This is a genomic window from Chelatococcus albus (genome assembly GCF_030067675.1).
In the GTDB taxonomy this organism is placed as follows: Bacteria; Pseudomonadota; Alphaproteobacteria; order Rhizobiales; family Beijerinckiaceae; genus Chelatococcus_A; species Chelatococcus_A albus.
In genome coordinates, this window is record NZ_JASJEV010000003.1 from 300,990 (window position 1) to 327,087 (window position 26,098).

Annotated in this window: 28 protein-coding genes and 1 tRNA gene; 12 read left to right on the top strand and 17 right to left on the bottom strand. The window is 69.8% G+C overall.

The window, feature by feature from the left end; all coding sequences use genetic code 11:
- Window positions 1-31: 31 nt before the first annotated feature.
- Entirely contained in the window at window positions 32-979 is a 948-nt protein-coding gene (locus QNA08_RS07035; RefSeq protein ID WP_283739973.1) for a class I SAM-dependent DNA methyltransferase, read from the bottom strand.
- A gap of 199 nt (window positions 980-1,178) precedes the next feature.
- Between QNA08_RS07035 and QNA08_RS07040 the strand changes: the two genes are divergently transcribed.
- The 4 genes from QNA08_RS07040 to QNA08_RS07055 all read left to right on the top strand — a co-directional run bounded on the left by QNA08_RS07040 (window position 1,179) and on the right by QNA08_RS07055 (window position 4,849).
- A complete protein-coding gene (locus tag QNA08_RS07040; RefSeq protein ID WP_283739974.1) occupies window positions 1,179-1,475 on the top strand; it encodes a hypothetical protein in 297 nt (98 codons plus the stop codon).
- 95 nt (window positions 1,476-1,570) lie between these two features.
- Window positions 1,571-2,695, top strand: a complete 1,125-nt coding sequence (locus QNA08_RS07045) for a ligase-associated DNA damage response exonuclease (RefSeq protein WP_283739975.1) — start codon at window positions 1,571-1,573, stop codon at window positions 2,693-2,695.
- Window positions 2,692-4,386, top strand: coding sequence for a cisplatin damage response ATP-dependent DNA ligase (locus tag QNA08_RS07050; RefSeq protein WP_283739976.1), 1,695 nt, complete (start codon window positions 2,692-2,694; stop codon window positions 4,384-4,386). Before QNA08_RS07045 ends, QNA08_RS07050 begins: the two co-directional genes overlap by 4 nt.
- A gap of 4 nt (window positions 4,387-4,390) precedes the next feature.
- A complete protein-coding gene (locus QNA08_RS07055) occupies window positions 4,391-4,849 on the top strand; it encodes a secondary thiamine-phosphate synthase enzyme YjbQ (protein ID WP_283739977.1) in 459 nt (152 codons plus the stop codon).
- Between the two features lie 56 nt (window positions 4,850-4,905).
- On the opposite strand, the gene QNA08_RS07060 is transcribed toward QNA08_RS07055, so the two are convergent.
- Window positions 4,906-6,849 (bottom strand): sodium:solute symporter family transporter, encoded by a 1,944-nt coding sequence (locus tag QNA08_RS07060; RefSeq protein ID WP_283740092.1) that lies wholly within the window; start codon window positions 6,847-6,849, stop codon window positions 4,906-4,908.
- A 33-nt stretch (window positions 6,850-6,882) separates the two neighbouring features.
- Window positions 6,883-7,134 (bottom strand): hypothetical protein, encoded by a 252-nt coding sequence (locus tag QNA08_RS07065; protein ID WP_283739978.1) that lies wholly within the window; start codon window positions 7,132-7,134, stop codon window positions 6,883-6,885.
- 195 nt (window positions 7,135-7,329) lie between these two features.
- Here QNA08_RS07065 and QNA08_RS07070 point away from each other — a divergent pair, with 195 nt between their 5' ends.
- Complete coding sequence (locus tag QNA08_RS07070) at window positions 7,330-8,001, top strand: response regulator (protein WP_283739979.1); 672 nt, start codon at window positions 7,330-7,332, stop codon at window positions 7,999-8,001.
- Window positions 8,002-8,058: 57 nt separating this feature from the next.
- Here QNA08_RS07070 and QNA08_RS07075 read toward each other — a convergent pair whose 3' ends face one another.
- Complete coding sequence (locus QNA08_RS07075; protein ID WP_283739980.1) at window positions 8,059-8,412, bottom strand: RidA family protein; 354 nt, start codon at window positions 8,410-8,412, stop codon at window positions 8,059-8,061.
- A gap of 60 nt (window positions 8,413-8,472) precedes the next feature.
- Window positions 8,473-9,414: an alpha/beta hydrolase gene (locus tag QNA08_RS07080; RefSeq protein WP_283739981.1), complete on the bottom strand. Its 942-nt coding sequence runs from the start codon at window positions 9,412-9,414 to the stop codon at window positions 8,473-8,475.
- Window positions 9,415-9,525: 111 nt separating this feature from the next.
- On the opposite strand from QNA08_RS07080, the gene QNA08_RS07085 reads away from it, so the two are divergent.
- Window positions 9,526-9,795, top strand: coding sequence for a DUF6460 domain-containing protein (locus QNA08_RS07085; protein WP_283739982.1), 270 nt, complete (start codon window positions 9,526-9,528; stop codon window positions 9,793-9,795).
- Window positions 9,796-9,843: 48 nt separating this feature from the next.
- On the opposite strand, the gene QNA08_RS07090 is transcribed toward QNA08_RS07085, so the two are convergent.
- Entirely contained in the window at window positions 9,844-10,929 is a 1,086-nt protein-coding gene (locus tag QNA08_RS07090) for a quinone-dependent dihydroorotate dehydrogenase (RefSeq protein WP_283739983.1), read from the bottom strand.
- Window positions 10,926-11,270, bottom strand: coding sequence for a DUF952 domain-containing protein (locus QNA08_RS07095; protein ID WP_283739984.1), 345 nt, complete (start codon window positions 11,268-11,270; stop codon window positions 10,926-10,928). Before QNA08_RS07095 ends, QNA08_RS07090 begins: the two co-directional genes overlap by 4 nt.
- Before the next feature lie 194 nt (window positions 11,271-11,464).
- Between QNA08_RS07095 and QNA08_RS07100 the strand changes: the two genes are divergently transcribed.
- Complete coding sequence (locus QNA08_RS07100; RefSeq protein ID WP_283740093.1) at window positions 11,465-12,094, top strand: S24 family peptidase; 630 nt, start codon at window positions 11,465-11,467, stop codon at window positions 12,092-12,094.
- Window positions 12,095-12,132: 38 nt separating this feature from the next.
- On the opposite strand, the gene QNA08_RS07105 is transcribed toward QNA08_RS07100, so the two are convergent.
- Complete coding sequence (locus QNA08_RS07105; protein WP_283739985.1) at window positions 12,133-13,857, bottom strand: lysine--tRNA ligase; 1,725 nt, start codon at window positions 13,855-13,857, stop codon at window positions 12,133-12,135.
- A gap of 182 nt (window positions 13,858-14,039) precedes the next feature.
- Window positions 14,040-14,921, bottom strand: a complete 882-nt coding sequence (locus tag QNA08_RS07110) for a transporter substrate-binding domain-containing protein (RefSeq protein WP_422679870.1) — start codon at window positions 14,919-14,921, stop codon at window positions 14,040-14,042.
- A 174-nt stretch (window positions 14,922-15,095) separates the two neighbouring features.
- On the opposite strand from QNA08_RS07110, the gene QNA08_RS07115 reads away from it, so the two are divergent.
- The gene (locus QNA08_RS07115; RefSeq protein WP_283739986.1) at window positions 15,096-17,132 is read left to right on the top strand and encodes a glycosyltransferase family 2 protein; all 2,037 of its coding nucleotides are present in this window, start codon (window positions 15,096-15,098) and stop codon (window positions 17,130-17,132) included.
- On the opposite strand, the gene QNA08_RS07120 is transcribed toward QNA08_RS07115, so the two are convergent.
- The 3 genes from QNA08_RS07120 to QNA08_RS07130 form a co-directional block, all read right to left on the bottom strand.
- Window positions 17,083-17,679 carry an SCO family protein gene (locus QNA08_RS07120; RefSeq protein ID WP_283740095.1) on the bottom strand — a complete coding sequence of 199 codons (597 nt, stop codon included), beginning with the start codon at window positions 17,677-17,679 and terminating at the stop codon, window positions 17,083-17,085. The genes QNA08_RS07115 and QNA08_RS07120 overlap by 50 nt on opposite strands.
- Window positions 17,680-17,713: 34 nt before the next feature.
- Window positions 17,714-17,887 (bottom strand): hypothetical protein, encoded by a 174-nt coding sequence (locus QNA08_RS07125; RefSeq protein WP_283739987.1) that lies wholly within the window; start codon window positions 17,885-17,887, stop codon window positions 17,714-17,716.
- A gap of 64 nt (window positions 17,888-17,951) precedes the next feature.
- Window positions 17,952-18,026: transfer RNA gene (locus QNA08_RS07130), tRNA-Gly, on the bottom strand.
- 356 nt (window positions 18,027-18,382) lie between these two features.
- Between QNA08_RS07130 and QNA08_RS07135 the strand changes: the two genes are divergently transcribed.
- The gene (locus QNA08_RS07135) at window positions 18,383-18,505 is read left to right on the top strand and encodes a hypothetical protein (protein WP_283739988.1); all 123 of its coding nucleotides are present in this window, start codon (window positions 18,383-18,385) and stop codon (window positions 18,503-18,505) included.
- Between the two features lie 13 nt (window positions 18,506-18,518).
- Here QNA08_RS07135 and QNA08_RS07140 read toward each other — a convergent pair whose 3' ends face one another.
- Both QNA08_RS07140 and QNA08_RS07145 read right to left on the bottom strand, forming a co-directional pair.
- Window positions 18,519-19,616, bottom strand: a complete 1,098-nt coding sequence (locus tag QNA08_RS07140; protein WP_283739989.1) for a 2'-deoxycytidine 5'-triphosphate deaminase — start codon at window positions 19,614-19,616, stop codon at window positions 18,519-18,521.
- Between the two features lie 100 nt (window positions 19,617-19,716).
- Window positions 19,717-20,328, bottom strand: a complete 612-nt coding sequence (locus tag QNA08_RS07145) for a CDP-alcohol phosphatidyltransferase family protein (protein ID WP_283739990.1) — start codon at window positions 20,326-20,328, stop codon at window positions 19,717-19,719.
- A 110-nt stretch (window positions 20,329-20,438) separates the two neighbouring features.
- On the opposite strand from QNA08_RS07145, the gene apaG reads away from it, so the two are divergent.
- From apaG to QNA08_RS07160, 3 genes are all read left to right on the top strand, one after another.
- Window positions 20,439-20,831, top strand: coding sequence for a Co2+/Mg2+ efflux protein ApaG (gene apaG, locus QNA08_RS07150; protein WP_283739991.1), 393 nt, complete (start codon window positions 20,439-20,441; stop codon window positions 20,829-20,831).
- Between the two features lie 151 nt (window positions 20,832-20,982).
- Complete coding sequence (argE, locus tag QNA08_RS07155; protein ID WP_283739992.1) at window positions 20,983-22,146, top strand: acetylornithine deacetylase; 1,164 nt, start codon at window positions 20,983-20,985, stop codon at window positions 22,144-22,146.
- 20 nt (window positions 22,147-22,166) lie between these two features.
- On the top strand, window positions 22,167-22,727 hold the full coding sequence (locus QNA08_RS07160; protein ID WP_283739993.1) for a histidine phosphatase family protein: 561 nt from the start codon (window positions 22,167-22,169) through the stop codon (window positions 22,725-22,727).
- 124 nt (window positions 22,728-22,851) lie between these two features.
- Here QNA08_RS07160 and QNA08_RS07165 read toward each other — a convergent pair whose 3' ends face one another.
- The 3 genes from QNA08_RS07165 to QNA08_RS07175 are packed head-to-tail and all read right to left on the bottom strand — an operon-like array spanning window position 22,852 to window position 25,987.
- Window positions 22,852-23,850, bottom strand: coding sequence for an Hsp33 family molecular chaperone (locus QNA08_RS07165; protein ID WP_283739994.1), 999 nt, complete (start codon window positions 23,848-23,850; stop codon window positions 22,852-22,854).
- Entirely contained in the window at window positions 23,847-24,782 is a 936-nt protein-coding gene (gene argF, locus QNA08_RS07170) for an ornithine carbamoyltransferase (protein ID WP_283739995.1), read from the bottom strand. The genes QNA08_RS07165 and argF overlap by 4 nt, the downstream gene beginning before the upstream one ends.
- A complete protein-coding gene (locus QNA08_RS07175; RefSeq protein ID WP_283739996.1) occupies window positions 24,779-25,987 on the bottom strand; it encodes an aspartate aminotransferase family protein in 1,209 nt (402 codons plus the stop codon). The genes argF and QNA08_RS07175 overlap by 4 nt, the downstream gene beginning before the upstream one ends.
- Window positions 25,988-26,098 lie beyond the last annotated feature (111 nt).

Here is a 26,098-nt window from a genome sequence, read left to right on the forward strand (position 1 = left end):
CGCGCTCGTCACCCTCGCGGCACGGCGCCCTTCAGGATGATCGGGTGAGGACCACCACGTGGCCCGGCACCGGCGCGCCGCGGTCGAGCCGCGTCGCGGCGGATTCCAGCGACAGGACGGCGAGACCGGCCGCGGCGGCGCGCGCGCGCAGGTAGCCGGAACCATGGGCATAGCGCATGTCCTCCCCCAGCTCGAACGCCTCCTCGCCGCCGGCGCCGGGCGCCTGGACGGTGAAGGCGAACAGCCCACGGTGCTGCAGCACGCGCGCGGCCGCGGCAAAGATCGCAGCGAGCTCGCCGACATAGACGAGCACATCCGCCGCGAGGAGGAGATCGGCGCTGACCTCCTCCTCCGCGCTGAGGAAGGTCAGGAGATCGGCGACAGCGAGCGCATCATAGACCCGCTTGGCGCGCGCCTTCTCCACCATGACGGGGGACAGGTCGCAGCCGGCGAGATGCTCCGCTCGCGCCCGAACGGCCTCTCCCATCAGGCCGGTGCCGCAGCCGAGATCGAGCACCCGAGCGAAGCGCAGCCCGCGCCCTGTTGTTGCCGCCGCGGCGCGGTCGACGGCCTGCAGAAGGAGCGCCGGGCCGCGATAGGCGAGATCGCGCGTCAGATGCGCATCGAAGCGGCCGGCGTAGTCGTCGAAGAGGGCACGCACGTAAGCATCGGTCATGGCCCCTTGCACGGGCGCGAGGCCAAGGCGGGCGAGCCGCGGCCCCGCCCCGAGCACGTCCGTCGGATCGAGCCTGAGGGCCTCCCGCAAGGCCGCCGCCGCACCGGCGCGGTCGGAGAGCGCAAGCCGCGCCGTGCCCAGCAGGATCCACGCCGGCACCCAGCCCGGAACGATCTCCACTGTCTGCTGCATGAGGTCGGCCGCCGCCGCGGCATCGCCCTCCTTCAACGCCGCCTCGGCATAGGCGTAACGCCGGTCGGCGCGGAGATCACCCGAGGAGCGATGCGTGACGGCAAGCGACATGGTGCGTAGGCGCAGAGGTGAGGGCATCGGCGCGAGACAAAGCGGCCGAACCTCTTCTGCGTCAAGGCTTTTCCTGCGTGCGCCGCCGCACCGCGATGGCCCGGTCGGCGCGGCACACTGCCATCATCGCCGATCGGAGAGGACGGCGACGCAGCGACAAGGGCGAAACGCCCGCATCGACAGACCAGAGGAACGAGCCATGACCATCCTGAAGAAGACCCTCGCCGCCGCCTTCACCGTCGCCGCACTCGGCACCGGCCTCGCCGCCACCACGACGTCGGCCTCGGCTTCGCCCTACTACAAGCCGTACTGGCACCATCCCAAGTGGCATCACGGCTGGGGCTGGGGTGCGGCCGGCTTCGCGGGTGGCCTTGCGCTCGGCGCGCTGGCCGCCTCGTCCGCCCCCACCTACTACGGCGAGTGCTACTTCACCCGCCGCGAAGTCGTCGACCGCTTCGGCAACGTCTACATCCGGCGGGTTCGCGTGTGTGAATGAACGACAAGACGCCTGCCGCGCCTTCCCGGGCCTCACCTTTCGAAGGGCGAGGCCCTTCTCTTTGGGTAGCGGGCGGATGCGCCTATCTTTGAACCATGCGTCCGGCCGACATCCTGACACTCACGCCGGCGGGTCTCTTTTGCCCGCCCGGCGATTTCCACGTCGATCCCGTGCGCCCTGTTGCGAGGGCCCTGATCACCCATGGTCACTCCGATCACGCGCGGGCCGGGCACGGTGCCGTGCTCGCCACTGCCGAGACCCTGGGGATCATGGGTGTGCGCTACGGCGAGGCTTTCGCCGGATCGACGCAGATCGCGACATATGGCGAACCGATTGCACTCGGGCCGGTGCGGGTCACCTTCGTGCCCGCGGGCCACGTGCTCGGTTCGGCGCAGATCATCATCGAAGCCGGGCCGACGCGCATCGTCGTCTCCGGCGACTACAAGCGCGCCCCCGATCCCACCTGCCGTGCCTTCGAGCCGGTGTCCTGCGACGTCTTCATTACCGAGGCGACCTTCGGCCTGCCGGTTTTCCGCCACCCGGCCCCCGGCGCGGAGATCGCGAAACTCCTGCAATCGGTCGCCCTCTTTCCCGAGCAGGCGCATCTCGTCGGCGCCTATCCGCTGGGCAAGGCGCAGCGGCTGATCGCCCTGATCCGGGAGACGGGCTATGAGCGGCCCATCTACGTGCACGGCGCCATGGAAAGGCTGACGGACTACTACGTCGCCCAGAGTGTGCAGCTCGGCGACATCCGCCTCGTCCGGGCGGAGGGTCGTGCGGCCCTCGGCGGCGCCATTGTCATCTGCCCGCCGGGTGCCCTGCAGGACCTGTGGGCGCGGCGTTTCCCCGACCCGGTCGCGGCCTTCGCCTCGGGCTGGATGCGCGTGCGCGCCCGCGCCCGCCAGCGGGGCGTGGAACTGCCGCTCGTCGTGTCCGACCATGCCGACTGGGACGATCTCTGCACGACCATCGTCGAGACGGGCGCCGAGGAGGTGTGGGTCACGCACGGGCAGGAGGATGCCCTCGTGCACTGGTGCCTCCTGAACGGCATCAAGGCGCGGCCGCTGCACATGCTTGGCTACGGCGACGAGGACGCGACCGAGGCTCCGCCCGCCGCTTCGGGCCAGGCGGGCGGCCTCGATTCGACCCCGGCTGTCCAGGTCGCAACCGGCCGAGTGCCGGGCCCCGGCAGGCCACGCGAGGGGGAGCCTTCGCCATGAACCGCTTCGCCGCCCTGCTCGATCGCCTCGCCTACGAGCCGCGGCGCAACGCCAAGCTGCGGCTCATGACGGAGTTTTTCCGCGTGACGGCCGATCCCGAGCGCGGCTATGCGCTCGCGGCCCTGACGGGTGCGCTCTCCTTCGCCGGTGCGAAACCGGGCCTCATCCGCAGGCTGATCACGGAACGCACCGATCGGGTCCTCTTCGCGCTGTCCTACGACTATGTCGGCGACCTGTCGGAAACGGTGGCGCTGATGTGGCCGCAGGGAAGGACCGGCCACAACCGCCCTCCCGCCCCGACACTTGCCGAGGTCGTCGAGGCGCTTTCCGCCACGTTGAAGCCCGACCTGCCGCCCCTGCTCGCCGGCTGGCTCGACGCCCTCGACGAGACCGGGCGGTGGGCGTTGCTCAAGCTCATCACCGGAGCCTTGCGCATCGGCGTTTCGGCCAGGCTCGCCAAGGCGGCCGTGGCCGACCTCGGCGGGCTCGCCGTCAACGAGGTTGAGGAGGTCTGGCACGGGCTCGAGCCGCCCTATGTGGCGCTCTTCGCCTGGGTCGAAGGACGCGGACCGCGGCCGCAGGCGAGCGATCCCGCTCCCTTCCGCCCGCCGATGCTCGCCCACCCGCTCGATGAGGAGGATTTCGCCGCCCTCGCCCCATCCGAATTCGCCGCTGAATGGAAATGGGACGGCATCCGCGTGCAGGCGGTAAAGGCCCGCCGCACCGACGGCCGCGCCGTGGCGCGGCTCTACTCCCGCACGGGCGAGGAGATTTCGGCCGCTTTCCCCGATCTGGTGCAGGCGCTGATCGACGACGAGGCCTTCTGGGGTGCGATCGACGGCGAACTGCTGGTCCTGCGCGACGGTCGCGTGCAGAGCTTCAACGTCCTGCAGCAGCGCCTCAATCGCAAGGCCGTGACGCCGAAGCTCCTCGTCGACTTCCCCGCCCATATCCGCGCCTACGATCTCCTGGCCGACGGCGAGAGCGACCTTCGCCCCCTCCCCTTCGCGGAGCGGCGCCAGCGCCTTGAGGAGTTCGTCCGGCGCCTCGCCTCGCACCGTGTCGACCTGTCACCGCTCATCCCCTTCGTCGACTGGGCCGCGCTCGCCTCCGCGCGTGCCGAGCCCGCGTCGGCGGGCGCGGTCACCGATGCGGAAGCCGTCGAGGGCTGCATGCTGAAGCGGCTCGACAGCCCGTATGTGCCGGGCCGCCCGAAGGGCCTCTGGTTCAAATGGAAGCGCGATCCCTTCGCCGTCGATGCAGTGCTCATGTACGCCCAGCGCGGCCATGGCAAGCGCTCGTCCTTCTATTCGGACTACACCTTCGGCGTCTGGCGCGACGGCGAGGGAGGCGACGAACTGGTGCCCGTCGGCAAGGCCTATTTCGGCTTCACCGACGAGGAGCTCAAGGCTCTCGACCTCTTCGTTCGCAATCACACGGTCAACCGCTTCGGTCCGGTGCGCGAGATCGCGCACGAGCCGGACCGCGGCCTCGTGCTGGAAGTCGCCTTCGAGGGGCTGCAGCGCTCGGCGCGGCACAAATCCGGCCTCGCCATGCGCTTCCCGCGCATCAGTCGCATCCGCTGGGACAAGCCGCCGCGGGACGCCGACCGGATCGACCTCCTGGAAACCATGCTCGCGCGGATCGAGGCGGGACGCGCCGCCAGGCCCCGCGCCGCCGAAAGGGAGTGACGCGATGACCCGCTCGCTCGTCCAGATTTCCGCCGGCCCCGCTCCCGTTCAGGCGCTCGCCCGCCTGATCGTGGAGACGCGCGGCCCGGGTTTCGTCGAGATCACCTCCGACGTCGCGCGCTGGCTCGCCGGCACGGCGGTGCGCGAAGGGCTCCTCACCGTCTTCTGCCGGCACACCTCGGCTTCCCTCACCATCCAGGAGAACGCCGATCCGGACGTGCGAACGGACCTCATGACGGCGCTCGACGGCCTCGCGCCGCGCCATGCGCACTACATCCACCGCACCGAGGGGCCGGACGACATGCCGGCCCACATCCGCGGCATGCTGACCGGCGTCTCGCTCGCCATCCCGATCACATCCGCATGCATGGCACTCGGCACATGGCAGGGCATCTACCTCATCGAGCACCGCGACGCCCCACACCGGCGCGAGCTGATCCTGCACGTCGCCGGCGCCACCTAGGCAGCCCCTGACGAGGGTGCAGGAGGCGACGCGGCCAGCGGTCCCGTTGAGGACCGTCAGGCCGCCCGGTCGGCAAAGGGCCGGGCACCGGGCTCTCCGGGCCGGGGAGCCTCGACCTCGGCCGCCGCCGGCCGAAGCGCGCGATCCGCGAGCGAGACGCCGATCATGACGAGCGCCCCGAGCGGGAGAGAGACGAGCGCGATCCCGAAGGGCATGAGGCCGAACCAGTTGGCGATGCCGCGCGCGTGGCCCTCGAGAACCGCGCGTGCGGCCGCCCGCGCTGCCTCCCCTGTCGCTGCAAGCCACTCCACCTTGAGCGCGGCATAGCGGGCCGCTGCAGCAGGCGACGCGTTCGACAGCATGCTCCACGTCTCGTAGAAGGCCGGCGCGGCGAAGCGGGTCGCGAGGACATAGTAGAGGCAGAGGCCGGAACCCGCGACCATGCCTGCGACCACGCCGGCGGCGGTTGTCCGCCGCCACCAGAAGCCGAGCACGAGCGCGGGGAAAAGGCCCGACGCCGCCAGGGCGAAGGCGGCTGGCGCGAGGGCGATCGCATCCTCACGCCAGCGGAGCGCCAGCAAGGCGGCCGCGCCGGCCACCGCGACGAGGGCCAGACGCGCCACGATCAGCCGGCGGGCCGATGGCGCCTGACGGTCGATGGTGCGATGATGCAGGTCGTGCGCCAGAACGGCCGCCAGCGCGAAGGCAAGACCACCGCTCGCGGCGAGCGCCGCCGCCAGCAGCCCGGTGAAACCGAGCGTCGCCACGACGATCGGCAATCCCGCTGCTCGAGGCCCGGCGAGAAGGAGGACCGAGGGCGCCAGAGCCACATTCTCCGGCCGCAGAAATCCCGCATCGCCGACAGCCCCGCTGCAGGCGGCGGCGACCGACACCGCGTCCACGGCCGCCATGCCGCAGATCTTTACGAGCCCCTGCCGGCCTTCCGTGAAGATCCAGTCCGGCAGGCGCGCCACGGGCCGGCCGACGAGCGTCGCCGCGACGTCGTGGGACAGGATGAGAGCGTAGGCCACACCGGCGAGGGCGAAGGCCGCGCCCAGCACGACGGCCCAGGCGACGGCGCGCCGCGCCTCGCGCGCCGACGACGCTGCGATCGGCCGATGCAGGAGATGCGGCAGCGAGGCCGTGCCGGCGGCGATGGCCACCACGAGCGCGGCAGCATTCAGCGGATCGGCAGCCATCTGCATGACCAGGCCGGCACTGTCGGGCGGCACACCGCTCGTGAGCGCCGGCACGAGGGGTTCTCCCATCCCGGCGCCGGCGCGCAGCATCCGGGCGCGCAGCCACAGCATGAGAAGTGGAAGGGTGGCGGCTGCGGCCACGACGAACGCCTGCGCCACCTGCGTCCAGGTCAGTGCGCGCAGTCCGCCGAACACCGTGCAGGCGATGACGAGAAGGCTTGCCGTGACGAGCGCCGTCTCGCGCGTGAGGCCGAAGCCCCAGGCGAGAAGTTCGCCGAGCGCCCAGAGTTGCGCGGCCAGGGCCGCGGCCCCGCTCGCGAGCACGACGACGACGGCCAGGAGGCGCGGCAGCGTGCCCCCGCAGCGCAGGGCGAGGGCATCCGGCACGGTCACGGCGCCCGATGCGTTGAGAGGCCCCGCCACGAGCGCGAGCATCAGCACGAGGCCCCCGGTCATGCCGAGAACCGCGAGCAGGGCCCCGACGCCGCCGAAGAAGACGGAGCCCGGCAATCCGGTCAGGACGGCGACGGGCAGGATCGATACCGCGAGCGCCAGGCCGTTCCAGGCGGCGGCAACGCGCCGGCCGGCGGTGAAGAAGCCGGAGACGCGCATGGTGCGGCTCGCCCAGCCGAACAGCACATAGGCTGTGATGGTCGTGACGGTGAAGCCATAGGTGATGATCTGCGGCGGCAGCCCGATGCGCTCCAGGAGCGCGAAAACGAGAAAGATCGCCGCAAGGCCAGCGGCATAGAGGCTGTAGACGCGGCCGAGCGTGCGACTCTGGGGGCGTTCCGACGGCATCTCCACGGCGTCACCTCGTTCGGGAAGACCACTTCACACGTCGTCGTCGGCCGCGAATCGGCGGGCGAGTGCCGCCTCGCGTCGCACGGACCAGAGCGCGGCGCCGACGAGGCCGATCACCATTGTCCACACGAGACTGGCAAATGGCCCCTCCCCGGCCCCGCCAGCTGGCGCCAGCGCCAGGAGCAGAACGGGCGCCCCCATGCACAGGACGGCGAAGGCCGCCAGGCCCAGGGCGAGGCGCCGAGCGGCGCGCCGATGGCCTTCCACGTTTCCGCCAGCCACGTCCTGCGCCTCCTCCTCGCACATCCCGGGCGCCAGGCCGCCCGGGTGGTGTGAAGGTTGCACGGCCGGCCGTTTCACGGAAGTCTCGGGAAACGCGCCTGCCGGCACGATCCTTCGCCAAAAAGCCGATGGTTCGGCTCTTGCGGGCGCGTCCCCGGGGCGGGACAATGACTCGGGGTTTTGGGAGGATCATGCGTGAGTGACCAGTCCGAGGCGCGGATCATCATCGCCGACGATCATCCGCTGTTTCGCGGGGCGTTGCGCCAGGCGATCGGCAGCCTCATCACAGGCGCGACGATCATCGAGGCCGGCAGTTTCGACGACATGACGAAGGAACTCGCTGGAACGGCGGACGCCGATCTCGTGCTGCTCGATCTCACCATGCCGGGCGTGCAGGGCTTCTCCGGGCTGATGTACCTGCGGGCGCAGCATCCCGGCATTCCCGTCGTGGTCGTCTCCGCCAACGACGATCCGGCCACGATCCGCCGCTGCATGGAGTTCGGCGCCGCGGGCTACATCCCGAAGTCGCTCGACATCGACGGCATGGGCGCGGCGCTCAAGGTGGTGCTTGCCGGTGGCACCTGGACGCCGGCCGACGTCGACCTGTCCGGCCCGGTGGACCGCGAGACGGGCGAGATCGTCAAGCGCCTCGCCAGCCTGACGCCGCAGCAAGTGCGCGTGCTCATGATGCTGTCCGAGGGGCTCCTCAACAAGCAGATCGCCTACGAGCTCGGCGTCTCGGAGGCGACGGTGAAGGCGCACGTCTCCGCCATCCTGCAAAAGCTCGGTGTCGAGAGTCGCACCCAGGCGGTGATCGCCGCCTCCAAGATCGCCGCCGGCCAGTGGGCCGCGCCGGCGGCGAGTTGACCGCGCGGTTGCCCACGCCTCGCCTCAGGCCACGGCGATCGCCTCGATCTCGGCGTGTCAGAGCGGGTCGAGGAGCTCCGCAACGACAACCGTCGCTGCCACCTTGTGGTCACCCAGCGCCTTGGTGCGCGCCGCGGTGTTGGCGGCGCGATAACTCGCATCCTTGAGGAAGGCGATCACCTTCACGAGATTGCGCACGTCCATGTCAGCATCGCTGAGGATGGCACGGATATTGTCCCACAAGACATCGAGCTGTTCCTCGACCGTCTCCGGAATCGTTCCGTCACGGCGGATGCCGAGCGTGCCGCTGATGAACAGCATCCGTGCCGCGCTCGTCGCTTCCACCGCGTGGGCGTAGGGCCCGACGGGCGCGAACACCCCGGACGGGTTGCGGGCCTTGATCTCGATCATGATGCTTCCTCCTCCCCTGCTTGCGGATGGGGTGTTTCGGGCGATCCATTTCGGGCTGCCTCAGGCGGCGCCCAGGAACTCGTCCATGCGGGCGAGCGCCCGCTCGGCGAGCGCGCCCGGAAAGGCGACGAAGACATGCGCGCCGCCGGGCCAGACGGCGAGCTCGCTGCGATTGCCCGCCGCAGCCCACCGGGCGCTCATGAAGAGCGTGTCGTCGACGAGGAGATCGCGCGTGCCTACCGTGAAGAGCGCCGGCGGCAGGCCGGCGAGATCGGCCTGGATGGGGGAGACGTCGGGGTCGCGCACATCCCCACGCCTCCGCAGGAAGCCCTGCACGAAGAGAAAGATGTCGCGCGTGTTGAGGATGAGCTTCTCCTCGCCCCAGTTGCGCACGCTCGGCGTCATCGCGAGGTCGTAGACGCCCGCGACGAGATTGGCGGCGCGAAAGGGCCGTAGGCCGTGCCTGTCGCGCAGGCGCAGCAGGGTGACGACGGACAGATGCGCACCGGCCGATTCGCCCCCGATCATGAACCGTTCGGTGCCGAAGCGGCGCGCCCCCTCGCGCAGGAGCCAGAGAGCCGCCGCCTCGCAGTCGTCCGGTCCGGCCGGATAGGGATCTTCCGGCGCGAGCCGGTAGTCGACCGAGACGCAGGCGAGTCCGGCATTGTCGGCAAGGCGCTCGAGGCGAGGGTCCTGCTCGTCGGCCGCGCCGAGCATCCAACCGCCACCGTGGAAATGCAGATAGACGCCGCGTGGGCGCTCCGGCGCGACGATGCGCAGGGACAGGGGCCCTCCCGGCCCCTCGATCGAGACCGTCTCGGCGCGCGGGCTTTTCGGAGCGAGCGGAAAGGGGCCGAGCCCGGCGGCACGCCGCTCGCGCACGACGGCGGCGGGGAACGACCACTGGTCCGGCGCGCCGGTGAGCCTTGCGAGGATGTCGGCGTTGAGCGCCGCGGTCTCGGCGTCGACGGCAGCGGGATCGAAGAGAGTGGGATCGAGCATGGCGGGGCTGGGGCGGCTTGCCTGGGCGGGAAGAGCCTGCGATGAAACATCGGCCCCGGCGCGCGGTCCAGCCCGCGCCGCGCTGGCCTGGCAGGGAAGGGGAGCAAGGGAATGGCCAACGGATCGATGCAGCGCTTCTTCGGCGGTTCGCCGGGCGCCGTCGTGGTCAAGCTCGTCTTCCTGTCGATCCTCGTCGGCGCCTTCATGGCCTTCTTCGACATCACACCGAGAGGGCTGATCGACGGCACCGTCCGGTTCGTCCGTGGCATCCTCAATCGCGGCTTCGCGGCTGTCGAAGAAGTGTTCTGGTGGCTCGTCTACGGCGCCGTGATCGTGGTGCCCGTCTGGCTCGTGCTGCGCCTCTTCGGCGGCGGACGCTAATGCCCCGGCGCGCGCCCTCCAGGGGAGCGCGCGCGAAGACCGCAGGCCTCAGGCGAAGGCGCGCGCGATCTCGGCCGCGTCCCGGCCGACCGAGCCCGCGAGGCTCGCATTCTCGCGCGTCAGCCGCTCCGCGAGGCCGCGCTTGATCGCGCAGGCAAGCCCGGGCCCCTTGTAGACCATGGCCGAGTAGAGCTGGACGAGGGTCGCACCGGCCCGGATCTTGGTCCAGGCAGCCTCCGCGCAGTCCACTCCGCCGACGCCCACGAGGGGAAAGGCCCCGTCCACGCGCAGACAGGCCTCGGCCAGCATGCGGGTCGACAGGCGGAAGAGGGGCCTGCCCGACAGCCCCCCCGCTTCGCCCGCGACGCGTCTGTCGGCAAGGCTCGCCGGGCGCGACACCGTCGTGTTCGAGACGATGAGGCCGTCGACGGCGCGCCGCTTCGCCACGGCGACGATGGCGTCGAGCTCGTCGAGCGTCAGGTCCGGGGCGATCTTGAGGAGCACCGGCCGGCGGCCGTGCCGCTCGGCGAGGCCGTCGCGCGCCGCCAGCACGCGGGCGAGGAGATCGTCGAGCGCCGCCTCCTGCTGCAGGTCGCGCAGCCCCGGCGTGTTGGGCGACGACACGTTGACGGTGAAATAGGCGGCATGGGGTGCGAAGGCCTCGATGCCGGCGACATAGTCGGCGGCGCGATCCGTCGTGTCCTTGTTGGCCCCGATATTGACGCCGACGATGCCCGCCCGCCCCGCGCGCCGCGCGAGCCGCGCCCGCGCAGCCGCATGCCCCTCGTTGTTGAAGCCGAGGCGGTTGATGACGCCCTCGTCCGCCGGCAGCCGGAAGATGCGCGGCCGCGGGTTGCCCTCCTGCGGGCGTGGCGTGACGGTCCCGACCTCCGCGAAGCCGAAGCCGAGCGCCAGCAGCGCGTCGGGAACCTCGGCGTTCTTGTCGAAACCGGCGGCGAGGCCGACGGGATTGGGGAAGCGCAGGCCGAAAGCCTCCACCGCGAGCCGCGGATCATCCGGGGCCGGGGCCGGCAGCGGCGCGGCGGCGAGCGCTCTGACCGTCAGGCGGTGCGCCGTCTCGGGGTCGAGAGCGAAGAGGAACGGCCGGGCGAGCCCAGCGAGCACATCGATCATGGCAGATTGTCGGGGAAGCGGTGCCTGCCGCCGGCATCGAGGAGGAGCGGCACGGCGAAGCGCACGGCATCGAGCCCGAGCGGCCCGTAGAGATGGGGGAAGAGGTCGCCGCCGCGCGAGGGCTCCCAGCGCAGCGCCTCGCCGAGACGGTCGGTCTCGACGCCGACGAGCACGAGGCCGTCCTGGCCGGCGAAGTGCCTGGCCGCCGTCTCGCGCACCTGCGCGGCGGTCGAGAAATGGATATAGCCGTCGGCGATGTCGACCGGCGCGCCATCGAAACGGCCCATGGCCTCGGCCTCGCGCCACAGGGCGGAGGGGCAGATCTTGTAGACGAGGCTCAAACGCGCTCCTCCCGGCTTCGCGATGCCACGGCCGAGGCTCTACGCGGCCCGGGCGCAGAGATCAACCGCAGTTGAACGGGCTTGCGGATGGCACGGCCGACCTCGGATTGCATCGGCGATCAAAAGGTATTAAGTCCTACATCCCGATCATTCTCCCACAGCGATCCGCCGACATGGCGGCGGAGGTTACGGCCATGCTGTCGCACGAACAGATCTGGAACGCGATCGATGCGCTCGCGGCGCGCTACGACCTGTCTCCCTCGGGCCTGGCGCGCAAGGCGGGCCTCGATCCGACGACTTTCAACCGGTCCAAGCGCGCCGGCGCCGACGGGCGGCTGCGCTGGCCCTCCACGGAATCGATCGCCAAGGTGCTGGACGCCACGGGGGCGAGCCTCGATGAGTTCATGTCCCTCATCACCCGCAACGAGCGCCCGGCGAGCAGATCCATCCCTCTCATCGGTTTCGCCCAGGCCGGGAATGGCGGCTTCTTCGACGACGGCGGCTTTCCCGTCGGCACCGGCTGGGACGAGGTGGCCTTTCCCGATCTCGGCGATGACAGGGTCTATGCGCTCGAGATTTCAGGCGATTCCATGCAGCCGCTGTACCGCGACGGCGACATCATCATCGTTTCGCCGACAGCCACCATCCGGCGCGGCGACCGGGTCGTTGTGAAGACGACCGACGGCGAAGTGATGGCGAAGGAGCTGAAGCGCCGCACCGCGAAGAGCGTGGAGCTGCGCTCGCTCAATCCCGATCACGGCGATCGCGTGCTGCCGGCCTCCGACATCGCCTGGATGGCGCGCGTGATGTGGGCGAGCCAGTGACACGCGCCACAGCCGGGGCGCCGGGCGCGCTCCGCCGATCAGGCGATCCTCGCCTGCGCGCGTTCCGCGAGGAAGGCCTCGTGCTCGCGCCTCAACTGCCCTGACAGCCCCTTGGCGATGAGCGCGCGCGTCTCTGCCACGCCGTAGAGGGCGATGAACGAGCCGAAGCGCGGCCCGCGCTGCTCGCCAAGCAGGATCTGGTAGATCGTCGAGAACCACTGCTGCGACACGCCGGGGCGGCCGTCAGGGCTCTTCGACTTGCCGGACAGGTCGGGAAAGTGGCTGCGCCCCACCTCGTAGACTGCATACTGCAGAGCCTCCGCGTCGGTCGAGCCTTCGTGCCCGGCGAGCTCGGCGTCGAGCGCGGCAAGCGCCGCGCGCTCCTCCGGCGTCGGATCGCGGTACTGCTTCGCCGGCTTCACGAAATCGCGGTAATAATTCACCGCATAGCCGACGAGCTTGTCGAGGCGCGGATGGGTCTCGGGCGAGGCGGTCGGCGCGTAGCGGCGGATGAAGCCCCACAGCACAGCCGGGTCCTCGGAATTGGCGACGCCGGCGAGGTTGAGCAGCATGCCGAAGGTCAGCTGCGTGCCCGCTCCATTGGCGCCTGTCGCCGCCTCGATCGTCTCGGGCAGCGGTGGGTTGCCGGTATGGATGTGCCAGACAGGATTGCCGAGGCGGTGCTTCCACTCCTGCTTGCCGTAGGCGCCGAGGAAGCCGAGGTAGTCATCCACCTGCCGTGGAATGACGTCGAAGAACAGGCGCTTGGCCTCGCGCGGCTTGTTGTACATGAACAGCGCCAGGCTCTCCGGCGTGCCGTACTGCAGCCACTCCTCGATGGTGAGGCCATTGCCCTTGGACTTCGAGATCTTCTGGCCCTGTTCGTCGAGGAAGAGCTCGTAGTTGAAGCCCTCCGGCGGCTCGGCGCCGAGCGCGCGCGCGATCTTGCCCGAGAGCTTGACCGAGTCGATCAGGTCCTTGCCGGCCATCTCGTAGTCGACGCCCAGCGCCACCCAGCGCATGGCCCAGTCCGGCTTCCACTGCAGCTTGGCGTGACCGCCCGTGACGGGCGTCTCGAAGCGCTCGCCCGTGGCGGGATCGCGCCAGACGATGGTGCCGGCCTCTCGCTTCACCTCGTCGATGGGCACCTGCATGACGATGCCCGTCCTCGGGTGGATCGGCAGGAAGGGCGAATAGCTCTGCGCACGCTCCTCGCGCAGCGACGGCAGCATGATGGCCATCACCGCATCGTAGCGCTCCAGCACGAGCCGAAGCGTCGCGTCGAAACGGCCTGCGGTATAGCACTCGGTCGCCGACAGGAACTCGTAGTCGAAGCCGAAGCTGTCAAGGAAGGCGCGCAGACGGGCGTTGTTGTGCTCGCCGAAGCTCGCATGCGTGCCGAAGGGGTCGGGCACGCGCGTCAGCGGCTTGCCGAGATGGGCCGCCACGAGCTCCTTGTTCGGGATGTTGTCCGGCACCTTGCGCAGGCCGTCCATGTCGTCGGAGAAGGCGACGAGCCGCGTCGGGATGCGATCCTCGGTCAGCACGCGGAAGGCATGGCGCACCATGGAGGTGCGGGCCACCTCGCCGAAGGTGCCAATGTGCGGCAGGCCGGAGGGACCGTAACCCGTCTCGAACAACACCTCTTTCTTGCCGGAGCGCTCCAGGCGCGCAATGAGCTTGCGCGCCTCCTCGAAGGGCCATGCGGCCGAGACCCGGGCGGCCTCGACGAGCGCGGAATCGAGCGTGAGCGGGGCAGTCATGAACCTGATCTCTTGAACTGGTCACGTTACGCGAGCGGCCGGCGCCTCGGTCCGGCGACGGAAGGCGCGGACACTAGAGCGTCACGGGCCGATGTGGAAGCGGTTTGGCCCATTCCGGCCCTGCTTGTCCATCCCCGGCGCTCCCCGCGAGGCAGCGCGGCGCGTCGCCCGCCCCGGTTTCGTCAATAAAAGCTCACCGGGAAGTAGCGCAGGTAGAGCTCGGCAAAGGTGCCGTCGTCCCAGAGCTTGTGCAAGGCGTAGTCGAGCGCCCGCCGCAGGGGTTCGTCGTCCGGACGCAGGATGAAGCCGACCCCCTCACCGAAGAAGCGGCTTTCCAGATAGGGACCGCCGCGGAAGGTGCAGCATCCGGCCGCGTCGCTGCCGTTGAGCCACAGGGCGAGCGTCAGGCCATCGGCAAACAGGTAGTCCACCTCCCCGCGGCGCAAGGCCGCCCTGGCGGCGGCGAAATCGAGGTAGTTCCGGCGGTCCGCCTGGGGAAAGAAGGCCTCGAGATAGGCCGCATGGGCGGAGCCGCCGACCACGGCGACGCTGCGCCCGGCAAGCGCCGGCGCCGACGGCTCGGGCGGCGCGGGCTCCTTGCGCGCCGCAAAGCGCGCCGGTGTGCGGTGATAGGGCGTGGTGACCGCGAACCTCCGGCGCAGGCTCGCCGTGATCGGGATGGCGGCGGCGACGACGTCGCCACGCGCCTCGTCGAGCGCATCGAGCAGGGTGTCGAAGCGGCGCACCTGAATGGTGCAGGTGATCTGCAGGGCCTCGCAGGCCGCGCGCGCGAGATCGACGGAGAAGCCCGCCGGCTGGCCCTCCGGATCGGCGAAGTGCAGCGGTGGATAGTCGTCTTCGGTCAGGAAACGGATGACGCGCAGACCGGACAGCTCGGGCTTCTCCGGCCTTGCCCGCGGATCCCAGAAATTCGGCACGACGACCTCCGCCGCCGCGGCGAGCCCCATCCCGACCGGCGCGCCCGTCGCCATGGCGAGCGCCAGCGTGCCCCCGGCGAGAAGCCGCATCACCCGCCGCATCACCCGCCGCATCGCCCGTCCCATCCCCGCCATTCGCCCGTCGAGCCGCTCGTGTCGGCGGCTCCCGTCGCGCGGCGCCGGCTCTCGGCAACCGGGCACTCGACGAAGCGCCGCAAACGCGTCAATACTCCGTTACCCATACCGCATCGCCTGCGGGACGGGTCCATTCGACTGAACTTTTTTTTCAGTGATTGCGCCATGCCTTTCTCGACGCCGAGCGCGCGCGCCGGAGGCGCCGCCCGTTTCCTGCCACCACCCTCCCCCGCATGGGCGAACCTCCGTGATCCCCGCGACGACCGGCGCCTCCCCACGCCGCCCGGGGCGCGACGCTCCCCTCACCGCGCCGACGACCCGCACGGCAACGCCTTCGCCGAGGCTCTGCCCGCGGACGTGGCCTTCCTCGCGGCCTACGGCGTGCCCGTTCCCCACCTGCGTCACGCCGCCGCCGTCGCACGGCGCTGGGGCGTCACGGCCTCGGAGGCGCTGCTCGCGCTCGGCTTCGTCGACGAGGATTACTTCTACCGCACACTCTCTGCGGAAACCGGCCTGCCCATGCTGCCGACGGATGCCCGGCCGGACGTTTGCGCCCGCTATCCCGAGGGTCTCCTCGCCGGCATCGTGCCGCTCGCGCCGAATCCCCGCGGCCTGCGCTTCGCCATCGCGCCACGGGGAGCGGCCGTACGCGAACTTCTGCGCAGCCCCTCCGGCGTGCGGCAGCCCGGCCTTGCTCTCGCGACGCCGCGTCAGCTCGCGGCGCGGCTGATGGCGCGCAAGGCTGCACTGATCGCCCATCGTGCGGCGAACACGCTGTCCGAGAGCGCCCCCGCCCTGTCCTTCCGCGGCGGTCTCGGACGAAGGCAGGCTTTCGCCCTTCTCGCCATCCTCGCCGCGCTGGGGCTCGCCGCCTGCGTCGCGACCTCCCTCGTCCTCCCGATCCTCGTCTCGGGCGCGAGCTTCCTCTTCCTGTGGATGGTGATGCTGCGGCTCGCGGCCGCCTGCGAGCCGGCGCCGATCGCTGCGCCTCCGGGGCTCGCCGGCGCCATCATGGACAAGTACCTGCCCGTCTACACGGTGATCGTGCCGCTCTATCGCGAAGCGCGCGTACTGAGGCGCCTGATCGCCGGCCTGACCGCACTCGACTATCCGCCGGCCAAGCTCGACATCAAACTCGTCCTCGAGAGCGACGACCACGCCACGCGCAAGGCGATCCTCGCCCTGCCGCTGCCGCCGCTTTTCGAGATCGTCGTGGCGCCCCCGGGCCGGCCGCGGACGAAGCCGCGCGCCCTCAACGTGGCGCTGCCTCTGGCTCGCGGCACCTTCACGGTGATCTACGACGCGGAAGACCTGCCGGCCCCCGACCAGCTGCGCCTCGCCGCCACGTTCTTCGCCCGCCTGCCGCGCGATGTCGCGTGCCTGCAGGCACGGCTGGTCATCGACAATCCGCATGCCGGCTGGTTGCCAACCATGTTTGCCCTGGAATATGCGGCGCTGTTCGATGTTCTCAATCCGTATCTCTGCAGCCACCGCATGCCGATTCCGCTCGGCGGCACGTCGAATCACTTCCGCACCTCCATCTTGCGCGCGATGCACGGCTGGGACGCATGGAACGTCACGGAGGATGCGGACCTCGGGCTCCGGCTGGCGCGCCTCGGCTACCGGGTCGCCGATCTCCCCTCGTCCACCTATGAGGAGGCGCCGGCCCGGCTCGGCAACTGGATGAACCAGCGCACGCGCTGGATGAAGGGCTGGATGCAGGTCTGCATCACGCACGGTCGGCAGCCCTTGCGCACGTTGCGGGAACTCGGGCCGGTGAACTTTCTTTCCGCGCTGACCACGAGCCTCGGCACCGTGCTGAGCGCTCTCGCCTTCCCGATCTTCGTGCCTGTAACCGCCGCAGCGCTCCTCGATGGTCGCCTGCTCGCCCCGACCTCCCTCGCCGGCGCCGCCGTGGCCGCGGTGGCGCTGACCCTGTTCGTCGCCGGTTTCGCGGCCATGATCCTGCCTGCGGTCGCCGGCCTGCGGCGGCGGCGGTTCGGGGCACTGACCCGCTACCTGCCACTGTTGCCGATCTACTACCTGCTCGTCTCGCTCGCCGCATGGCGCGCGATCCACGAGCTCGTCGTTGCGCCCGCCCGCTGGAACAAGACGGAGCACGGCTCGGCACCGGGAGGGCGCGGGCGATCCGTCACAGGTAGCGAAGCAGGTCCCGCGCAGCCTCGTCCGGCGACCGCTTGAGATTGAACGAGCCGACGAAGCGTCCCTTGGCGTCCATCAGATAGACGATGGCCGTATGGTCCATGGTGTAGCCCCCGTCCTTGAGCGGCACCTTCTTCGCATAGGCCTTGTAGGCCTTGGCCACGGCGTCGATCGCGGCGGGCGAGCCGGTGAGGCCGACGATGCGCGCGTCGAAGCTTCCGAGGTAGCTCTTCATCACCTCCGGCGTATCGCGCTCGGGATCGACGGTGATGAAGAGCGCACGCACGCGCTTCCCCTTGTCACCGGCGGCGCGCAACACCTCCGACACTTCGAAGAGGGTCGTCGGGCAGACATCCGGGCAGTGCGTGAACCCGAAGAAGACGAGGAAGGGAGCACCGGCGAAATCCTTCTCCGTGACCGTCTGCCCGTCCTGCCGGACGAGCGTGAAGGGACCGCCCACGCCGGCGCCCCCAGGGGCCTGCTGCTGCCCGGGGCTGAGTGCCAGGATCAAGGCCGCCCCGAGCACGAGGAGGCCCGCGAGAAAGGCCGCGAGTGGAATGGCAAGGCGTCGCGCACGGGCTGACATCATCAGATCGTCTCGATGAGTATGGCGGCCGGCGTCAGAAACAGCCGGCGAGCGCCGTCAGGAGATAGTTCGCGAAGAGAAAGTCGCCATGCCTCGCCCACAGCGCGAAGCCCGCGCCAAGGAGCATCACGGCCGCCGACGCCACGAGCAGCCAGGCGGCGCGTCTGTCGCGGCGCGCATGCTCGAATTTCGAAAGTGCGCCGACCATGCCCACGGCCGCCTCCACGAAGCCCTGCGCCCGGCCAGAAAACGCCGGCACTGGAGCGAAAGCTTGGAGCGGGCGATGGGGATCGAACCCACGACATCGAGCTTGGGAAGCTCGCGTTCTACCACTGAACTACACCCGCCCAGCCTTTGCCTGCAAAGGCCCGCTCGCTCCGCCCGCCGGACTTCCGGCCCCGCCAGCGGCGCGACGCACCCCTAGATAGCGGGTTCGGGTCTTCCTGTCATCAGGGTACGCTCTCCGTTCACCGGATTTCGCTTCCGCAATCGACGGACATGCGGCGCCACCCACTGCCGTTGCGCCCTGCGCCATCGAGACCGCTTCGAGACGCACCAGAAACATCCTAGTTTATTGCCGGACCCGGCTGCGGCATGGCGCATCCGATTGATATCGCATGCGGCGGGATCGGCCTTGACCACGGCCGTGCGATACGCGCCGATCCCACGTGACGTCACGGCGAACGAGAGGGCGTTGCCGACCATGAGCAATCAATCCGGCTGGGACAGCGAGCGCGAGAAGCGCCTGTGGATGATCGGCTATGGCGCGCTGATGCTCGTCGTCGGCCTTGGTGCGGCGCGGCAGCTCCTGAAACTCTTCGGCTGAGGCCGCCCGGCCGTCATGCTTCCATGCGAAAGTGCTTGGAGAGTTTGAGGCCCTGCGCCTGGTAGTTGGAGCCGGCTTCCGCGCCGTAGAGGACGCGCGGGCGCGTTGCCATGCGTTCGTAGACGAGGCGACCGACGATCTGCCCGTCCTCGAGAATGAAGGGCACGTCGCGCGAGCGCACCTCGAGCACCGCGCGCGCCCCGGCCCCTCCCGCCCCGGCATGGCCGAAGCCGGGATCGAAGAAGCCGGCGTAGTGCACGCGGAATTCGCCGACCAGCGGATCGAAGGGCACCATCTCGGCCGCATAGTCCGGCGGTACGTGCACGGCCTCCTTGGAGGCGAGGATGTAGAACTGGCCCGGATCGAGCACGAGCGCCCCCGCGCCGTCGGCATGGAGCGGCTCCCAGAACTCGCGGACGGGATAGACGCCCACACGATCGACATCGACGAGCCCCGTGTGGCGCTTGGCGCGGTAGCCGACCAGCCCGTCACCGAAACCGGACAAGTCGACGCTTACCGCAACGCCGCCCTGGATCGAGGGCTCGGCCGTGGTGACGACGCGCTCGCGCGCATGCACGGCCTTGAGCTCGACGTCATCGAGGCGGCTCGCCCCCACACGGAAGCGCAGCTGCGACAGCCGGGAGCCGGTGCGCACGAGGACGGGGAAGGTGCGCGGCGAAATCTCGGCGAAGAGCACGCCCTCATAGCCCGCGTCGATCATGTCGAACTCGCGAGCGCGATCTGCGATGACGCGGGTGAAGACGTCGAGCCGCCCCGTGGAGCTCTTCGGGTTCGCGGCGGCGGAGACGGCACCTGGCAGAGCGAGCCCCTCGAGGATCTCGGCGATATAGACGCAGCCCGTCTCGAGCACCGCGCCGCGCGTGAGATCGATCTCATGCAGCGCGAGCCCCTGCAGCCGCTCGCGCACGCTGCGCTCCCGCCCCGGCAGGAAGCTCGCGCGCACGCGATAGGCCTTGGCACCGAGCCTCAGATCGAGGCTCGCCGGCTGGATCTGCCCCGGCACGAGCGGCGCCGGCGCACGGACGATACCCTCCTCCATGAAGGCGGCGATCGTTTCGGCAGACTGGATGCCGGGAAGAACGGAGACCATGGGTCCTCGGCGGGGCGCAGCGGCGGACGGTCCGCCCTCCTAGCGCAGGTGGCAGCGCCCGCCAAGCGCCCACCCCTGTCGCCGTGCTCCGCCTCACCTCTCAGCGATCCCCGAACGCCCGCCAGGCGAGCGCGATGCGGCCGGCGGCAGTGATGAAGGTCATCGCAGCGAAGGCGTAGGCGATGAGCGGGAAATGCCCGGGAAGAAGCGTCATCGCGGCAAAGGCGAGGACTGTCTCCGTTCCCTCCGCGAGACCCGCCGTGAAGTAGATCGACTTCACCCCGCGCGAGGTCGTTTCCAGGCCACGCTTCGCGGCGATTGCCGCATAGGCCAGGAAAGTAGCACCATTGATGTAGAAGCTCGCCAGCAGCACGGCGGCCGGCAAGGCGTTCACCGCCGGGTCACGTAGCGCGAAGGCGAGCGGAAAGAGGCCGTAGAAGGCGAAGTCGCAGACGATGTCGAGAAAGCCGCCGCGGTCGGTCCGCTGCGTCGCCCGCGCCACCGCACCGTCGAGCCCGTCGGCGAGGCGGCCGAGGATGAGCGCCGCGCAGGCCACCGCATCGTGGCCCGCGACCACGCCGGCAGCCGCGCCAAGACCCAGGACGAAGCCGGCGATCGTCACCGCATCTGCCGATATACCCCACCCTGCGACCACCCGGCCCGTCTCGGTGAGCGGCGGGTCGATGAGCCGGCGCATGACGCCGTCAAGCATGATCGCTCCATCCCCTGCGTGACAGCAGCGCCAATTGACGCTTCGTGGATCGGGGCTTACCACGCTCGGGAGAATGTTGTCCGCTGAGGACCGTTCACGGAGCCGCGACGATGTACAGGGCCGTGACCCGCGGGATCCGCGTCACCGTGGAACCGCAATTCCTCGAGGAGGAGTCGGCGCCCGCCGATGGCCGTTATTTCTGGGCCTATACCGTCGAGATCGCCAATCTCGGCAAGGAAACCGTGCAGCTCAAGACGCGCCACTGGCGCATCACCGATGGCACCGGACAGCTGCACGAGGTGCGCGGTGCCGGCGTTGTCGGCGAGGAGCCGGTGCTCGCGCCCGGCGACACCTATTCCTACACGAGCGGCTGCCCGCTGGGCACGCCGCACGGAACCATGACGGGCGACTACACCATGGTGACGCGCAGCGGGGAGACCTTCCCCGTCGAGATTCCGCTCTTCCCGCTCGACAGCCCCTATGTGAAGCGCGTCGTGCATTGAACGCATGGCCGCCGCGAGCGGCGCAGCCACCCGGGTGGGCGGCGCGTTCGAACCGATTGGAGCAAGACGCAGATCGCCGCCGGGGCTCCTCCTTCGCGCGGGTGAGCGCCCCAGGACCGACCGCCTTTCACCAGATCCTACCGGAGCCTTCATGACCGGCCCTCGTCTCACGCCCCTCGACATGCTCGCGCGGCTCGTCGCCTTCGACACCGAGAGCACGAAGTCGAACCTGCCGCTCATCGCCTTCGTCGAGGACTACCTGAAGGCCTGGAACGTTCCCTTCGTCCGCATCCCCAACGCCACCGGCGACAAGGCGGCGCTCTTCGCGACCATCGGCCCGTCCGACCGAGGCGGCGTCGTGCTCTCCGGCCACACCGACGTGGTGCCCGTCGCGGGCCAGGCCTGGACGAGCGATCCCTTCGCGCTGCGAGTGGCCGACGGACGAGCCTATGGGCGCGGCGCCGTCGACATGAAGGGCTTCTGCGCCACGGCACTCGCCCTGGTTCCGGAATTCCTGGCAGCACGGCTCGAAACGCCGATCCACATCTTCCTGTCCTATGACGAGGAGACGACCTGCCTCGGCGTCGTCGACGGCATCCGTCGCATGGGCCATGACCTGCCGCGCCCGATCGCCGTCTTCGTCGGCGAGCCGACGGGCCTCGAGGTCACAGACGCACACAAGAGCGTCATCACGCTCACGACCGGCGTCTACGGACACGAGGCGCACTCCTCCAAACCCGCGCTCGGCGCGAGCGCGGTGATGGCGGCGGCAGAGCTCGTCACGGAGCTCGGCCGCATGGCGGAGGACTACGTTCGGCGCGGCGATGCCTCGGGGCGCTTCGACCCGCCCTATACGACGATCCACGTCGGCACCATCAACGGCGGCACCGCGCGCAACATCCTGGCCAGGGAATGCCACTTCCACTGGGAGTTCCGCGGCCTGCCGGATCTCGACGAGAGCGAGATCCCCGCCCGCTTCGCCCATTTCGCGGACAGCGTGGTTCTGCCGAAGATGCGCCGCACCGCTCCCGACGCGCGCATCGAGACCCGCATAGAGGTTTCGGTGCCCGGCCTCGCGCCCGAACCGGGGTCCACCGCCGAGACCCTGGCGCTGCGCCTCGCCGGCAGGAACCGCACGATCGCCGTGCCCTACGCCACCGAGGCTGGCCGCTTCCAGACCGCCGGCATCCCGACCGTCGTCTGTGGCCCCGGGTCCATCGACCAGGCGCATCAGCCCGACGAGTACATCACCCTCGCCGATCTCGAGGCGGGCGCGGTATTCCTGCGCCGGCTCGCGGCGAGCCTGGCGGCGTAAGGCGCACGAGACGCCCACCCATGAAGAAGATCATCCACTGCATCCGCCATGGGCAATCGACCTTCAATGCGCTCTTCGAGGTGACGCAGGCCGATCCGCTGCATTTCGACGCTCCGCTCTCGGCATTGGGGCATGAGCAGGTGCGGACAACGGCACCAGCCGTGGCGGATACGCACTACGAACTCGTTGTGACCTCGCCGCTGACGCGCGCGCTGCAAACCACCCTCGGCCTGTTCGGCGGCCATCCGCAGAACCCGCCCATCCTCGTCGAGGCCCTGCACCGGGAGCACCTGGCCAACAGCTGCGACGTCGGACGGCCGCCGTCGGTTCTCGCGCGGGACTTTCCCGAGCTCACCTTCGGGCATCTCGACGAGGTGTGGTGGCACAACGACGGCGCCCCCGACGAACGTGGCATCCATGTCGAGCCGATCGCCGTCGTCGAGGAGCGCGCCCACGCCTTCCGCGCGTGGCTCGCCGCCCGTCCCGAACGCTCGATCGCCGTGGTCGGGCATGGCACCTTCTTCTTCCATCTGATGGGTCACCGCTTCGCCAACTGCGAGATCGTAGCCTTCGACCTGTAGAGCCGCCCTGCGCCGGCAGGACCAAGGCAGGACCCGCGCGGGTGTCGGGCAGGACCGGCGCCCGCCGTTCGCGTCACCGGCCCGCCCCGCCAGCGGGCCCCTCGCATGCAACGCCGTCGGATGATCAGGCTTGCGACGCTTCGATGCCGGCCTCCACCGTTGCCGGGTCGAAATCGTAGTGACGCGAGCAGAACTCGCAGGTGATGCCGATGCGACCGTCGTCCCCCACCATGTCCCGACGATCCTCCGGCGAGAACCGATGCAGCATGGCAAGGATGCGATCGGTGGAGCACCGGCAGGCCTCGTGCACCGCGGAGGCCTCGAAGACGCGCACGCCACGTTCGTGGAACAGGCGGTAGAGCAGCCGCTCGCTCGACAGGTTGGGATCGAGAAGCTCGTGGTCCTCGATCGTCTCCGCCAGGACCTTGGCTTCCGTCCAGGCGTCGTCCTCGACGCGGGCCAGGGTGATGTTCTGATCCTGCAGCGCATCTCCGGGATGCAGGTCTGCCTGGCGCATGCGTTCCGGCGATTTCGGCAGGAACTGCATGATGAGGCCGCCGGCGCGGAAACTGTGCCGGGCTTTGCCTTCCGCACTGATGAATTCCTCGCCCACGGCCAGCCGGACGAAGGTGGGGATCTGTTCGGACTGGCGGAAATACTGGTGCGCCGCCTCCTGGAAGTCCTGCCCCTGCAGCGCGACCACACCCTGGTAGCGCGCCATGTCGGCCCCCTGGTCGATGGTCAGCGCCAGATGACCCTGGCCGAGCAGCGTGCCCGTCGAAGGCGCGCCTTCGGCTGCGATCCCCGCCAGCCGTTCCGCATCGAATCGTGCGCAGGCGCGCACGCGATCCGGCGTGTCGAAATCGACGACCACCATGTCGACCGGCCCGTCACTGCGCGTCTGCAACTGGAAGCGCCCCTCGAACTTCAGTGACGCCCCGAGGAGGACGGTGAGCGCCACAGCCTCGCCAAGCACGCGCGAGACCGGCGCCGGATAGGTGTGGCGCTCCAGAATCGTGTCGATGGATGCCCCAAGCCGCACGACCCGACCGCGCACGTCGAGCCCCTCGACCGCGAAGGGCAGTACGCGGTCGTCCCCCTCGTGACGCAGGGCGACCGTCATCCTTCGAGCGCCCCCAGGCACCAGGCGAGGATGCCCTTCTGCGCATGCAGGCGGTTCTCCGCCTCGTCGAAGACGACGGACTGAGGACCGTCCATGACCTCGTCCGTCACCTCCTCGCCGCGGTGGGCAGGCAGGCAATGCATGAAGATGGCATCCTTGGCGGCGGCGGCCATGAGCTTGCCGTTGACCTGGTAGGGCTGCAGGAGATTGTGCCGTCGCCCCTCGTCCTCGTCGCCCATCGACACCCAGCAGTCGGTGACGACCGCGTCCGCCCCGGCGACCGCCTCGAAGGCGTCCGTGGTCAGCGACACGCGCGCGCCCTCCCGGCGCGCCCAGGCCATCAGCTCCTCGCTCGGCGACAGCTCCGGCGGGCTGGCGATGTTGAGCGTGAAGTCGAGGCGCGCCGCGGCATGGACCCAGGAGGCGAGCACGTTATTGGCATCGCCCGACCAGGCGACGGTCCGCCCCTTGATGGGTCCGCGGTGCTCCTCGAAGGTGAGCACGTCGGCCATGATCTGGCACGGATGCGTGAGCTTGGTCAGTCCGTTGATGACCGGCACCGTTGCATGGCGCGCGAGCTCGAGCATGGCATCGTGATCGAGGATGCGGATCATGATGGCATCGACGTAGCGCGACAGCACGCGGGCCGTATCCGCGATCGTCTCGCCGCGGCCGAGCTGCATTTCGCTGCCCGTGAGCATCAGCGTCTCGCCGCCGAGCTCGCGCATGCCGATATCGAAGGAAACCCGCGTGCGCGTCGACGGCTTGTCAAAGATCATGGCGAGCACCTTGCCGGCGAGCGGGCGCTCGCCGGCCGGCTCGCCCTTGCGGCGGCGGGCCTTGATGGCGGCACTCGCGTCGAGCACGCGCCGCAGCTCCTCGCTCGAGAAATCGGTGAGATCGAGGAAATGGCGTGGGTCGGGCCGCATCATTCCGCCGCTCCCCGCTGGGCCACACCCCGGATTTCGGCCTCCATGGCGCTCGCGGCGGCGTCGAGGCGGGCAAAGCCCTCCGCGATCTCCGCCTCATCGATGATGAGAGGCGGCAGGAGGCGCACGACATTGTCGCCGGCACCGATGACGATCAGGTTCTGCTGCCGCGCGGCATTGACGAAATCGGTGTTGGGGACGTTGAGCTTGAGACCGAGCATCAGCCCTTCGCCGCGGATCTCGGCGATGATGTGCGGATGGCGGTCCTTGAGCTCGGCGAGGCGTTGCTTGAGCAGGAGCCCCACCTTGCGCACGTGCTCCAGGAAGCCCGGCTCGAGCACGACGTCGAGCACGGCGTTGCCCACCGCCATGGCGAGCGGATTGCCGCCGAAGGTCGTGCCGTGCACGCCGACCGTCATGCCCTTGCCGGCCTCCTGCGTGCACAGGCAGGCGCCCATGGGGAAGCCCCCGCCGATGCCCTTGGCGACCGCCATGATATCGGGCGTGATGCCGGCCCATTCGTGGGCGAAGAGCTTGCCGGTACGCCCCACCCCCGTCTGCACCTCGTCGAGGATGAGCAGCAGGCCCTTCTCGTCGCAGAGCGCGCGCAGGCGCTTCAAGTCCGCCGGCGGCACCGGCCGCAGTCCGCCCTCGCCCTGGATGGGCTCGATGAGGATCGCGCCCGTCTCAGGGCCGATGACGGCCTCGAGCGCCTTCCAGTCGCCGAAGGGCACCTGGTCGAAGCCTTCGACCTTCGGGCCGAAGCCTTCCAGGTACTTCTTCTGGCCGCCGGCGGCGATGGTCGCGAGCGTGCGGCCGTGGAACGCCCCTTCGAAGGTGACGACGCGGAAGCGCTGCGGGTTGCCGCAGGCCGAATGATATTTGCGCGCCATCTTGATGGCGCATTCGAGCGCTTCCGCCCCGGAATTGGTGAAGAAGACGTGGTCGGCGAAGGTGGCATCGACGAGGCGCCGGGCCAGCCGCTCGCCTTCGGGGATGCGGAAGATGTTGGAGGTATGCCAGAGCTTCTGCGCCTGCTCGGTGAGCGCCTTCACGAGGTGCGGATGGGCGTGCCCGAGCGCGTTGACCGCAATGCCAGCGCCGAAGTCGAGATATCGCTGCCCGTCGCGCGCCACGAGCCAGGCGCCCTCGCCCTTCTCGAATTCCACATCGGCACGCGCATAGGTTGGCAGCAACGGCGAAGTCACGGTGTCAGTCTCCGCTCCGGAGTGGGATGGTTTTCCGGCAATCCCCGGAAAATCAAAGTGCCGCCCCAATGGGGGCGGCACGAACGCAATTCTAGATGGGGCGCCGGTGCT